At 63.6% G+C, this 12,256-nt stretch carries 10 protein-coding genes and 3 pseudogenes; all 13 read left to right on the top strand.

Going from position 1 to position 12,256, the window contains the following annotated elements:
- Positions 1 to 236 precede the first annotated feature (236 nt).
- On the top strand, positions 237 to 737 hold the full coding sequence (gene rpsF, locus AC56QP_RS05380; RefSeq protein WP_489860621.1) for a 30S ribosomal protein S6: 501 nt from the start codon (positions 237 to 239) through the stop codon (positions 735 to 737).
- Positions 737 to 985 (top strand): 30S ribosomal protein S18, encoded by a 249-nt coding sequence (rpsR, locus tag AC56QP_RS05385; protein WP_006203718.1) that lies wholly within the window; start codon positions 737 to 739, stop codon positions 983 to 985. The genes rpsF and rpsR overlap by 1 nt, the downstream gene beginning before the upstream one ends.
- Before the next feature lie 214 nt (positions 986 to 1,199).
- Positions 1,200 to 1,784, top strand: a complete 585-nt coding sequence (gene rplI / locus AC56QP_RS05390; protein ID WP_256749637.1) for a 50S ribosomal protein L9 — start codon at positions 1,200 to 1,202, stop codon at positions 1,782 to 1,784.
- Between the two features lie 188 nt (positions 1,785 to 1,972).
- Positions 1,973 to 3,277, top strand: coding sequence for a cyclopropane fatty acid synthase (locus AC56QP_RS05395; protein WP_489860620.1), 1,305 nt, complete (start codon positions 1,973 to 1,975; stop codon positions 3,275 to 3,277).
- A 64-nt stretch (positions 3,278 to 3,341) separates the two neighbouring features.
- A complete protein-coding gene (locus AC56QP_RS05400) occupies positions 3,342 to 3,665 on the top strand; it encodes a YnfA family protein (RefSeq protein ID WP_489860619.1) in 324 nt (107 codons plus the stop codon).
- 1 nt (position 3,666) lies between these two features.
- Entirely contained in the window at positions 3,667 to 4,638 is a 972-nt protein-coding gene (locus tag AC56QP_RS05405; RefSeq protein ID WP_497100643.1) for a small ribosomal subunit Rsm22 family protein, read from the top strand.
- Between the two features lie 379 nt (positions 4,639 to 5,017).
- Positions 5,018 to 6,508: a replicative DNA helicase gene (locus AC56QP_RS05410; RefSeq protein WP_489860617.1), complete on the top strand. Its 1,491-nt coding sequence runs from the start codon at positions 5,018 to 5,020 to the stop codon at positions 6,506 to 6,508.
- 63 nt (positions 6,509 to 6,571) lie between these two features.
- Positions 6,572 to 7,976, top strand: a pseudogene (radA, locus tag AC56QP_RS05415) (DNA repair protein RadA).
- A gap of 44 nt (positions 7,977 to 8,020) precedes the next feature.
- Entirely contained in the window at positions 8,021 to 8,692 is a 672-nt protein-coding gene (locus tag AC56QP_RS05420) for a CvpA family protein (protein WP_489860616.1), read from the top strand.
- Positions 8,693 to 8,785: 93 nt separating this feature from the next.
- A pseudogene (gene purF / locus AC56QP_RS05425) lies at positions 8,786 to 10,256 on the top strand (amidophosphoribosyltransferase).
- A 150-nt stretch (positions 10,257 to 10,406) separates the two neighbouring features.
- Positions 10,407 to 11,146 (top strand): annotated as a pseudogene (locus tag AC56QP_RS05430) (SDR family NAD(P)-dependent oxidoreductase).
- A gap of 82 nt (positions 11,147 to 11,228) precedes the next feature.
- A complete protein-coding gene (locus tag AC56QP_RS05435) occupies positions 11,229 to 11,861 on the top strand; it encodes a hypothetical protein (RefSeq protein WP_489860614.1) in 633 nt (210 codons plus the stop codon).
- A 173-nt stretch (positions 11,862 to 12,034) separates the two neighbouring features.
- The gene (locus tag AC56QP_RS05440) at positions 12,035 to 12,253 is read left to right on the top strand and encodes a hypothetical protein (protein WP_091577180.1); all 219 of its coding nucleotides are present in this window, start codon (positions 12,035 to 12,037) and stop codon (positions 12,251 to 12,253) included.
- Positions 12,254 to 12,256: the final 3 nt, after the last annotated feature.

Consider the following 12,256-nt stretch of genomic DNA (forward strand, 5'->3'; position numbering starts at 1 on the left):
GCTGTATAGACGCCCGCAATCTGCCGGTCCCAGCTGGGGGCTGAACGGAGGGCCGGAGGTTTTTTCGAAAGCCTTCGTGTGAAGCCAGAAGTGCTTCCGCCTCCCGTGTCTCCGCTCTCGACCGTCTCGTCATGCTCCTTTCTTCCCCGCCCCTTCGGGATCAGCGGGTCAGAGAAGTTGCAGAGGCTTTTGCCGCCGGGAACCGGGAGAGAAACGAAGAAAGGCACTGATACACCATGGCTCTATACGAACATGTGTTTCTTGCCCGGCAGGACCTCTCGCAGCAGCAGGTCGATGCGCTTGTCGAACAGTACAAGGGCGTCATCTCCGCGAATGGCGGGTCCGTCGGCCGGGTCGAGAACTGGGGACTGAAGTCCCTCACCTACCGGGTCAACAAGAACCGGAAGGCTTACTACACGCTGATGGATCTTACCTGCCCACCGGCCGCGCTCAACGAAATGGAGCGCCAGATGGGCCTGTCCGAGGACGTGCTGCGTTTCCTGACCATCAAGGTCGAAGCGCATGAGGAAGGCCCCTCGGCGATGATGCAGAAGCGCGAAGAGCGTTCGGAACGCGGCGGCTTCGGCGACCGCGACCGTGGCGACCGCGGTCCGCGCTCGTTCGGCGACCGTGATCGCGGCGACCGTGGCGACCGTCCGCCGCGCTCGTTTGGCGACGCCGGTGCCGATCGTGGCCCGCGCCGTCCCCGCGAAGGCTTTGAAGGGGGTGCAGAATAATGGTCGACATCAATCAGATCCCGACCCGGCGCCCGTTCCACCGCCGCCGCAAGACCTGCCCGTTCTCCGGCGCCAACGCGCCCAAGATCGATTACAAGGACGTGCGTCTCTTGCAGCGCTACATTTCCGAGCGTGGCAAGATCGTGCCGTCGCGCATCACCGCCGTCAGCCAGAAGAAGCAGCGCGAACTCGCCAAGGCGATCAAGCGCGCCCGCTTCCTCGGCCTGCTGCCCTACGTGGTCCGCTAGGACTTTCAAGCGGGCGGCTCGCCGCCCGCCTCCTTCCCCACGGCGACGGGCGCCGCAGGGTCGCTTCAAATCCCGAGTTGAGGTCAAGCCTCTAACTGCCCGGACAGGCAGGACAGCGACACCGGCGCCAGGGCGCGCCCAAGCTTCCTGACCTGTTCCAGAGACAATTCGGCGCCGATCCCGACGATTGGCGCTCAACAAAAGGAACAAAACCATGGAAGTCATTCTTCTCGAACGCGTTTCCCGCCTCGGCCAGATGGGCGATACCGTCAAGGTCAAGGACGGCTTTGCCCGCAACTTCCTGCTGCCGCAGGGCAAGGCGCTGCGCGCCAACGAAGCCAACAAAAAGAAGTTCGAAGGCCAGCGCGCGCAGCTCGAAGCCCGCAACCTCGAGCGCAAGTCGGAAGCCGCCCAGGTCGCCGAAAAGCTCGACGGCAAGAGCTTCATCGCCGTGCGTTCGGCCGGCGAAACTGGCCAGCTCTACGGCTCGGTTTCGACCCGCGACATCGCCGATCTGTTGACGGCTGAAGGCTTTTCGGTCAACCGCAACCAGATCCTGCTCAACCAGCCGATCAAGACCATCGGTCTCACCAATGTGGCGATCGCCCTGCATCCGGAAGTCGAGGTCACCATCACGCTCAACATCGCGCGTACGGCTGATGAAGCCGAACGCCAGGCCAAGGGCGAGACGCTGACCACCGCCGAAGCCATCTATGGCGACGACATCAACGACAACGCCCGGCCGGAAAACTTCTTCGACCCGAATTCCGAGTTCGAAGGCGGCGAAGACAACGCCTGATTATGTGAAAAGTGGCGCGCGTCCGGCTGGACGCACGCCGCTTTCATCGACATCCAGACCGTCCAGTCATTCTGGACCAATGCCCGGGCCCCTCGCCCGGGCATTTTTGTGCCAAAAGGAACTTTTCGAAACCCTATATATTGATGCAGAGTAGGACAGCCTGTCTGACCGAGAGGGGGCATTTGGTCATGAATATTCTGTTGAAGCGCGTTCTCGACCGCCTGGTGCGCACCGGCAATCTCAAGGTAACCGGCCCCAGGGGCTCGACAGTGGTTTTCGGCGACGGCAGCGGCGAGCCGGTGCACATGCACATCAAGACCGCGCGTGCCGAGCGCGCCATCACCCTCGATCCGATGTTGGCGGTTCCGGAATCCTACATGGACGGCGAACTCGACATCCTCGAAGGTGGCGTGCTGGGTGTGATGCGCATCGCCTTCCAGAACATGGGCAGCGGCGGTATCGACGCGACCTGGTCCAAGGCGATCGAGGGCCTGCGGCACGCCTTCCGCCGCCTGCAGCAGATCAACACCGCCTCGCGCTCGCGCCGCAACGTCCAGCGCCATTACGACCTGTCGGGTGACCTCTACAGGCTCTTCCTCGACGAGGACATGCAGTATTCCTGCGCCTATTTCGAACAGCCGGACATGACGCTCGACGAGGCCCAGGCCGCCAAGAAACGCCACATCGCCGCCAAGCTCAGGCTGAAGGCCGGGCAGACGGTGCTCGACATCGGTTCCGGTTGGGGCGGGCTCGGCCTCTATCTCGCCAAGGCGTTCGACGTCGACGTGCAAGGGGTGACGCTTTCGACCGAACAGCATGGCGTCGCTACCGACCGCGCCCACGCGCAAGGCCTGGAAAGCCGCGTGCATTTCGAGCTCAAGGACTACCGCGAACTCAACGAACGTTTCGACCGCATCGTCTCGGTCGGCATGTTCGAACATGTCGGCGTCAACCATTTCCGCACCTTCTTCGACAAGAGCGCCACCCTGCTCAAGCCCGATGGCGTCATGCTCTTGCACACGATCGGGCGCTCCGGCGTGCCGTGGGCGACGAGCGCCTTCATCCGCAAATACATTTTCCCGGGCGGCTACATCCCCTCGCTCTCCGAAGTCATGCCGGCGATCGAGAAGTCGGGCCTGGTCGTCACCGACATCGAAATCCTGCGGCTCCACTATGCCGACACGCTGAAGCACTGGGGCGAGCGCTTCGCCGTCAACCGCGACAAGGCCAAGGCGATCTATGACGAGCGCTTCTGCCGGATGTGGGAGTTCTATCTGGCCGCCTCGGAAGCCGCCTTCCGCTGGCAGGACCTGGTCATCTTCCAGATCCAGATCACCAAGAAGAACGACACGCTGCCCATGTCGCGCGACTACATAGCCAAATGCGAGAAGGCGCTTGAGATGCGCGATATGGGGCACCGTGAAGCGGCCCCCATCAAAAAAGGCCCGGCCGCCAAGCCAGCTCGCCGCCGCAAGGTCGCGGGCCAGGAATAGCATTGCCGCTTGCCATTGCTGGCAGCTGCCCTGAAAAAGGTTTCGTGATCGCGAGACCTTTTTCATGACCTACATCCTCTATTTCGCTGCCGCTCTGGCCGAGATCGCCGGCTGCTTCTCGTTCTGGGCCTGGTGGCGGCTGGAAAAGTCGTCGCTGTGGCTGCTTCCCGGCCTCGCCTCGCTCGCCTTGTTCGGCTTCCTGCTGGCACTGGTCGATGCAAGCGCCGCCGGCCGCGCCTATGCCGCCTATGGCGGTATCTACATCGCGGCGTCGCTGGGCTGGCTGTGGCTGGTGGACGGCGTGCGCCCCGACCGCTGGGATTTTGCCGGTGCCGCCCTCTGCATTGTCGGCGCCTCGGTTATCCTCCTCGCGCCAAGGGGCGCTTGAGATGGAACTTCCGGCGCCACTTCGCCAAGGAGTCGAGCGCCTGCTCGAAAACGTTCCGCTGGCGGCGCTCAAGCAAGCGGCAAGAACGCTGTCCGACCGCTACCGTGCCGAGCTGCGCGATGGCCGCCTGCATATGGCGCAGGATGCCGCCGTGAGGGCCTATCTGGCGACGCGGCTGCCGGCGACCTATGCCGCGGTGCGCGCCAGCCTCGACGCGCTGAGCGACGCCAGGCCCGGCTTTACGCCAAAGAGCCTGCTCGATGTCGGCGCCGGCCCTGGCACGGTGCTTTGGGCCACGACCGACCTGTGGCCCGATCTCAAACAGGCTGTGCTGCTCGAAGCCAGTGCCGCGGTGCGCAAGGTTGGCGAGACGCTCGCCGGCGACGCAATTGCCGCTCAAACCACGTGGCTGGCCGGTGACGCCACGGTCGACCTTGCCGACCTCAAGCCAGCCGATTTGGTGAGGTGCGCCTATGTGCTGGACGAAATCGTTCCGGCCTCATTGCCGAAGCTGATCGACCGGCTGTGGCAACTCACTGGCGATACGCTGCTGGTCGTCGAGCCGGGCACGCCGGCCGGCTGGCAGCGTATCCTTGCGGTTCGCGGGCAATTGATAGAGGCCGGTGCGCATGTGCTCGCGCCTTGCCCGCATCAGGCGCCCTGCCCGCTCGCCCCGCCCGACTGGTGCCATTTTTCCCGCCGCGTCGCCCGCTCGCGCCTGCACAGGCTGGCCAAGGACGCCGACGTGCCATGGGAGGACGAGAAATTCATCTATGTCGCCGCCTCGCGACAAGCCGTCCCTTCGCAGCTCGCGCGCGTGATCGCGCCGCCGAAGTCCGGTTCCGGCAAGGTCTTGCTCAAGCTCTGTGAAAACGATGGCCGCGCCGGCGAAAAACTGTTCACCAAACGCGACGGCGATGCCTTCAAGGCCGCGCGGCGGTTGGACTGGGGCGACACTTTGGGCAGGCGATAAAGACGTCGTTTCGCGAAGATGCGCCCTTTCAACCGGAATGCGGGATAGCCAAAATGACCAATCAAGCATCAAGGCTATAGAGCGCCGCAAGCCCAAGCAGAAATAACACCTCGGCGATATTCGGCGAACCTTCTGAGGGCCATAGGAATTCAAAGCCCCATCGACCTGACGGCCGCGTCCACAATTTTCCTGTTTTGTTCTCTTTCGAGAGGCGCTAGGCTCGCAGCTTCGATTCGAGTCAACCGGGATTCTTTCCACTGAATTTTTGCGCTGTGAAAAGCGGGCATCAAAGACGGTTGGACGGGCACTGATGCATATAAGTCAGCATCAAATTTTCCGGTTCTGATATCGAGAAGCCGAGATCGAAATCGGAGATATCATGGTAGAGGCAGCGCGGAAATTCGGCGTCGCGGAAACACCGCTTTATCGGGAAGCGCCAAACAATATCGAGGCCGAGCAGGCGCTGCTCGGCGCCATCCTCGTCAACAACGATGCCTTCTACCGCGTCTCGGACTTCCTGAAGGCCAGCCATTTCTACGAGCCGCTGCACCGCAAGATCTATGAGGTGGCGTCCGAGTTCATACGCATGGGCAAGGTGGCGACGCCGATAACGCTGAAGACCTTCCTGCCGGCCGACGAGAAGGTCGGCGACATGACGATGGCGCAATACGTCGTGCGACTGGCGGTGGAGGCCGTTACCGTCGTCAACGCCACCGATTATGGCCGCGCCATCTATGACCTTGCCACCCGCCGGGCGCTGATCACCGTCGGCGAGGACATGGTCAACATCGCCTACGACGCGCCGGTCGACATGGCGCCCACCGAGCAGATCGAGGACGCCGAGCGACGGCTGTTCGAGCTGGCCGAAAACGGCCGCTACGATGGCGGTTTCGAAAGTTTTTCCGATGCGTTGAAGAACGCCGTCGACATGGCCAGCGCCGCCTACATGCGCGACGGCCACCTCTCGGGAATTGCCACCGGCCTGCGCGATCTCGACAACCGCATGGGCGGCTTGCAACCATCGGATTTGATCATCATCGCCGGCCGCCCGGGCATGGGCAAGACGTCGCTGGCCACCAACATCGCCTACAATATTGCCGCCGCCTATGAGCCCGCCCAGCAGGCCGACGGCTCCGTCAAGGCTGCCAATGGCGGCGTCGTCGGCTTCTTCTCGCTCGAAATGTCGTCGGAGCAGTTGGCCACCCGCATCATCTCCGAGCAGACCGAGATCCCGTCGTCCAAAATCAGGCGTGGCGACTTGACGGAAGCCGATTTCGGCAAGCTTGTCGCGTACACGCAGGAGAACCACAAGCGCCCGCTCTATATCGATCAGACGGGCGGTATTTCGATTGCGCAGCTTGCGGCGCGCGCCCGCCGCCTCAAGCGCCAGCGCGGGCTGGATTTGATGGTCATCGACTATATCCAGTTGATGCAGGGCTCGTCCGCCAAGGCGTCGCAGAACCGCGTCCAGGAAATCACCGAGATCACCACCGGACTGAAGGCGCTCGGCAAGGAACTCGGCGTGCCGATCATCGCACTCTCACAGCTGTCGCGTCAGGTCGAAAGCCGCGACGACAAGCATCCGCAGTTGTCCGACTTGCGCGAATCGGGCTCGATCGAGCAGGACGCCGACGTGGTGCTGTTTGTGTACCGCGAGGAATATTACATCAAGAACAAGGAGCCGGAGAAAGGCACGCCCGAGCATCTCGCCTGGGAAGCGAAGATGATCGAGGTACAAGGCAAGGCCGAAGTGATCATTGCCAAGCAGCGCCATGGGCCGACCGGCACTGTCAGCCTTGCCTTCCAGGGCGAGTTCACCCGATTCTCAGACCTCGCCGAGGAACATCATTTGCCGGAAAGGTTCGAATAATTTCTTGACCTGCCCTCGCCCTTTGTCCCACCCCCCAGGCCATTTTCAAGCGGCATCCATCTGATGGCCAAATCGCGCGTTCAGTTCATCTGCCAGAATTGCGGATCGGTGCATCAGCGCTGGGCCGGCAAATGCGATGCCTGCGGCGAGTGGAACACGCTGGTCGAGGAAGGCACGTCCGGCGGCATCGGCTCGGGTCCGGCCAACACGCGCAACGCCCGCAAGGGCCGTGCCGTCGTGCTGACCACCCTGTCGGGCGACATCGAGGACGCGCCGCGCATCATCTCGGGCATCGGCGAACTCGATCGTGCCACTGGCGGCGGTTTCGTGCGTGGCTCGGCGCTGCTGGTCGGCGGCGACCCCGGCATCGGCAAATCGACGCTGCTCACCCAGGCGGCCGCGGCGCTCGCGTCAAAAGGCCACCGCATCGTCTATGTCTCGGGCGAAGAGGCCGTCGCCCAGATCAGGCTGCGCGCGCAGCGGCTTGGCGTCGCCGCGGCACCGGTGGAACTGGCCGCGGAGACCAATGTCGAGGACATCCTGGCGACGATCGCCGACGGCAAGCGGCCGGACCTCGTCATCCTGGATCTCGATCCAGACGCTGTGGACCGACCTCGCCGACTCGGCGCCAGGCACCGTCACCCAGGTGCGCGCCGCCGCGCAGGCGATGATCCGCTATGCGAAATCAACGGGTGCGGCGATCGTGCTGGTCGGCCATGTCACCAAGGAGGGCCAGATCGCCGGACCACGTGTCGTCGAGCACATGGTCGACGCCGTGCTCTACTTCGAGGGCGAAGGCGGCCATCACTACCGCATCCTGCGCACGGTCAAGAACCGCTTTGGTCCCACCGACGAGATCGGCGTCTTCGAGATGTCGGACAAGGGCTTGCGCGAAGTCGCCAATCCGTCCGAGCTCTTCCTCGGCGAGCGTCATGCGAAATCGCCGGGTGCCGCGGTTTTCGCCGGCATGGAAGGGACGAGGCCGGTTCTGGTCGAGATTCAGGCGCTGGTCGCGCCATCTTCGCTCGGCACGCCGCGCCGCGCCGTCGTCGGCTGGGACGGCGCCCGGCTGTCGATGATCCTGGCGGTCCTCGAAGCCCATTGCGGCGTACGTTTCGGCACCCATGACGTCTATCTCAACGTCGCCGGCGGCTATCGCATCTCTGAGCCCGCCGCGGATCTGGCGGTGGCGGCCGCCCTGGTTTCCTCGCTCACCGGTCTTGCCCTTCCCGCCGATTGCGTCTATTTCGGCGAAATCAGCCTTTCGGGCGCCGTGAGGCCGGTTGCGCATGCGCAACAGCGCCTCAAGGAAGCCGAAAAGCTGGGTTTTGGAAGCGCGGTTCTGCCCATGGGCAGCGGGGAACTTGCCGGGGGGATCGGGGCCGGTGCTTTCCAGCCGACCGAGCTTGCCGACCTCGTGGCGCGTATAGCCGGCTCACGCCGCAGCCGCGCCGACGAAGAAGAGTGACGCGGCTCGTCGACTGGTGAAAGACATGGAGTGGGGCGAAAGACATGCCGATTACGCTGCTTGACGGAATTCTTGTCGGCTTCACCCTGGTCTCGGCGATGCTCGCCATGGTCCGCGGCTTCTCGCGCGAAATCCTGTCCGTCGTCTCCTGGGCCGCGGCAGCAGCGGCGGCTTTCTTCTTTTACAAGCCGGTTCTGCCCTATCTCAAGCCTTACATCGACAATGACAAGATCGCGATGGCGGCCGCCGCCGGCGTCGTCTTCATCATCGCGCTGATCGTCGTCTCGGTCATCACCATGAAGCTCGCCGACTGGATCATCGATTCCAGGATCGGCGCACTCGATCGCACGCTGGGTTTCCTCTATGGCGCGGCGCGCGGCATTCTGGTCGTCGCGGTGGCGCTGTTGTTCTTCAACTGGCTGGCTGGCGCCAAGGCACCGGCCTGGGTCACGGATGCCAAGTCGCGGCCGTTGCTTGAATCGATCGGCGCCAAGCTTGAAAGCCTGCTGCCCGAGGATCCGGAAAACGCCATCCTCAAGAAGCTCAATCCGAATCAGCCGGCTGCCGAGACGCCCGCCGCTCCCGACGCACCGGCGGCCGATGCGCCAGCTGGTGGCGACGATGCCAATGCGCCGGCTCCCGATGACAGTGACGCCGGAACGCCGCCGGCGGACAACGCCCCGGCCAATCCAGCACCGGCAGCGCCGGCGAACTGACGTCGGAAAACCGACGATCATGCGAACGGCTACACGGTGCGCGTTGCTTTCGACGCGCACCCGCCTTATATGGCGATTTTAGCGGAGCTTAAGATGGCAGACGCAGACAACGTGCTTTCCGCCGAGGCCGACGACCATTTCCACGATGAATGCGGCGTGTTCGGCATTTTCGGCCGACAGGACGCGGCAGCCATTGTCACCCTAGGCCTGCATGCGCTGCAGCATCGCGGCCAGGAAGCCGCCGGCATCGTTTCCTATGACGGTACCCAGTTCCATGTCGAACGCCATGTCGGCCTGATCGGCGACACCTTCACCAAGCAGCGCGTGATCGACAGCCTGCAAGGCAACCGCGCCATTGGCCACACACGCTACGCCACGACGGGCGGCGCCGGCATGCGCAACATCCAACCCTTCTTCGCCGAGTTGGCCGATGGCGGCTTTGCCGTTGCCCACAACGGCAATCTCACCAATGCCATGACCGTGCAACGCGCGCTGCAGAAGCAAGGCGCGATCTTCTCGTCCACCTCCGACACCGAGACGATCTTGCACCTTGTCGCCACCAGCAAGGAGCGCGACCTGAACTCGCGTTTCATCGATGCGGTGCGGCAGGTCGAGGGTGCCTTCTCGCTGGTGGCGATGACAGCCAAGAAGATGATCGGCTGCCGCGATCCGCTCGGTATCCGGCCGCTGGTGCTGGGTGATCTCGACGGCGCCTGGATCCTGGCCTCCGAGACCTGTGCGCTCGACATCATCGGCGCGCGTTTCGTGCGCGACCTGAAGCCCGGTGAGATGGTTGTCGTCACGTCCAAGGGCATCGAGAGCCTGTTCCCCTTCGAGCCGCAGAAGACCCGCTTCTGCATCTTCGAGTATGTCTATTTCGCGCGGCCGGATTCGTCGGTCGAAGGCCGCAATGTCTATGAGGTGCGCAAGCGCATCGGCGCCGAGCTGGCACAGGAAAACCCGGTCGAGGCCGACATTGTCGTGCCGGTGCCGGATTCGGGCACGCCGGCGGCGATCGGCTTCAGCCAAGCGGCGGGCATTCCCTTCGAGCTCGGCATCATCCGCAACCACTATGTCGGCCGCACCTTCATCCAGCCCGGCGATTCGATCCGCCACATGGGCGTCAAGCTGAAGCATAACGCCAACCGTCGCATGATCGAGGGCAAGCGCGTGGTGCTGGTCGACGATTCGATCGTACGCGGCACCACCAGCCAGAAGATCGTGCAGATGGTGCGCGACGCCGGTGCCAAGGAAGTGCACATGCGCATCGCCTCGCCGCCGACCAGTGCGTCCTGCTTCTACGGCGTGGACACGCCGGAGAAGTCGAAGCTTCTGGCATCGCGCATGTCGGTGGAAGAGATGGCCGAGTTCATCCGGGTCGATCTCGCTCGGCTTCCTCTCGATCGACGGGCTCTACCGCGCCGTCGGCGAGGCGGGCCGCGACAACGACCAGCCGCAATTCTGCGACGCCTGCTTCACCGGCCAGTATCCGACCCGCCTGCTCGACTTCGAAGGCCACGACAATGTGCGCACGCTGTCGCTGCTGGCGACGAGCGGGACGTAGGATTGTCGGATCGCCATCAGAGCGGTTCGTCGTTTCGCGGAAACGCAGAACCGCTCTATCTCTTTGTTTCGACGCAATTCCGGACGGAAAACCGTTTCACACTTTTCCTGGAATTGCTTTAGCCTTAGCCAGATTTCCGGAATCCATCGCATGACCCTCGACCTTACCGGCCGCGTTGCGGTCGTCACCGGCGCTTCGCGCGGCATCGGCTATTTCATCGCCAAGGAACTGGCCGCCGCCGGCGCCCATGTCATTGCGGTTGCGCGCACTGTCGGCGGCCTGGAGGAACTCGACGACGAGATCAAGGCGGCCGGCGGCCAGGCGACGCTGGTGCCGCTCGACCTCGCCGACATGGCCGGCATCGACCGGCTCGGCGGCGCCATCCACGAGCGCTGGGGCAAGCTCGACATTCTGGTCGCCAATGCCGGCGTGCTCGGCGTCATCTCGCCGATCGGCCATGTCGAGGCAAAGACCTTTGAGAAGGTGATGACCATCAACGTCACCTCGACATGGCGGCTAATCCGCTCGGTCGACCCGCTGCTGCGGCTCTCCGACGCCGGCCGGGCCATTCTGCTTTCCTCCAACGCGGCTCATTCGGCGCGCGCGTTCTGGGCGCCCTACGCGGCGTCCAAGGCGGCGGTCGAGACGATGATGCGCTCCTGGGCGCATGAGACGCAAAGCCTGCCGTTGCGCGTCAACGCGGCCGACCCCGGCGCCACCCGCACCGCCATGCGTGCCCAGGCCGTACCCGGCGAGGATCCGGATACGCTGCCGCACCCTCGGAAATCGCCAAGCGCATCGTGCCGCTGGCAAGCCCGGACCTGAAAGAGACCGGGCTGATCTTCCAGGCCAAGCACAACCGCTTTGTCGCGTATAGGCAGCCGGAATAAAACTTGAGCGCGAAGCGGATTAAATAGGCCTCCAGCAACGTTTCTTCGAATGTAAGCATTCGAAGCCAACCGGAGGACCGACATGCGCAGACTTCTTCTCGTTGCCGCCACCGCCATCACGGCCGCCACTGCCGGCACAGCCCTCTCGCAAGACGCAAAGATGAGTTTCTTCGTCACCAGTGCCGGTTCGGGCAAGGGCGCCGATCTCGGTGGCCTCAAAGGTGCGGACGCGCATTGCGCGTCGCTGGCGGAAGCCGCCGGCGTCACCGGCAAGACCTGGCATGCGTATCTTTCGACAAGCGACACCGATGCGCGCGACCGCATCGGCAAGGGACCATGGGTGAATGCCAAGGGCGTCAAGATAGCCGACGACGTCGCTTCGCTGCACAGCGACGCCAACGGCATCACCAAGCAGACGGCGCTGAACGAGAAGGGCGAAGTGGTCAACGGCCGCGGCGACACGCCAAACCGGCACGACATGCTGACCGGCTCCAAGCCTGACGGCACGAAGATAGCCGACCAGACCTGCGGCGACTGGACGATGAGTGGCGCGGAAGGGGTCGCGATGATGGGTCATCACGATCGCACCGGCCTTGACGATTCGGCTGCCGCCAAGTCCTGGAATTCCTCGCACGCTTCGCGCGGCGGCTGCAGCCAGGAGGCGCTGAAGGGCACCGGTGGCCATGGCCTGTTCTATTGTTTTGCAACCGACTGAGCCGGCCTGGCCTTTAAAAATTCGGCCTCCAAAACCGCGTTGTCATCACGCGGCTGTGATTTGAGGGTGGAAGGCCGCGCAGCGGTCATGCTTTCGTCATTTCCGTGGAGTTGGTAGGATCATAACGACTCCCGCAACAAGCGCCCTGGCTGGGCAGAACAAGGAAAATCCCCATGGCTTCGACTGTAGCGTTGGTCTGGTATCTGGTAATCGCCGGTCCGCAAGGCGGCATGGTCGTGCTGCCCAGCACCTTCGACAAGCGCGAACAGTGCACCGCCGCCATCACCGAATATCAAAAGCAGCCGACACCAGCCGGCTGGTCGGTGCAATGCGTGCCGAGCGCCTCGCCCTTCACCGACGAGGGCGACGCCGAAACGCCGTCAGCGCAGTAAGCA

Source organism: Mesorhizobium sp. RCAM 05104, assembly GCF_059683645.1.

Bases quoted from the DNA above. Each gene is read 5' to 3' on its own strand.
- rpsF (WP_489860621.1), top strand. From the start codon at position 237: ATGGCTCTATACGAACATGTGTTTCTTGCCCGGCAGGACCTCTCGCAG.
- rpsR (WP_006203718.1), top strand. From the start codon at position 737: ATGGTCGACATCAATCAGATCCCGACCCGGCGCCCGTTCCACCGCCGC.
- rplI (WP_256749637.1), top strand. From the start codon at position 1,200: ATGGAAGTCATTCTTCTCGAACGCGTTTCCCGCCTCGGCCAGATGGGC.
- AC56QP_RS05395 (WP_489860620.1), top strand. From the start codon at position 1,973: ATGAATATTCTGTTGAAGCGCGTTCTCGACCGCCTGGTGCGCACCGGC.
- AC56QP_RS05400 (WP_489860619.1), top strand. From the start codon at position 3,342: ATGACCTACATCCTCTATTTCGCTGCCGCTCTGGCCGAGATCGCCGGC.
- AC56QP_RS05405 (WP_497100643.1), top strand. From the start codon at position 3,667: ATGGAACTTCCGGCGCCACTTCGCCAAGGAGTCGAGCGCCTGCTCGAA.
- AC56QP_RS05410 (WP_489860617.1), top strand. From the start codon at position 5,018: ATGGTAGAGGCAGCGCGGAAATTCGGCGTCGCGGAAACACCGCTTTAT.
- AC56QP_RS05420 (WP_489860616.1), top strand. From the start codon at position 8,021: ATGCCGATTACGCTGCTTGACGGAATTCTTGTCGGCTTCACCCTGGTC.
- AC56QP_RS05435 (WP_489860614.1), top strand. From the start codon at position 11,229: ATGCGCAGACTTCTTCTCGTTGCCGCCACCGCCATCACGGCCGCCACT.
- AC56QP_RS05440 (WP_091577180.1), top strand. From the start codon at position 12,035: ATGGCTTCGACTGTAGCGTTGGTCTGGTATCTGGTAATCGCCGGTCCG.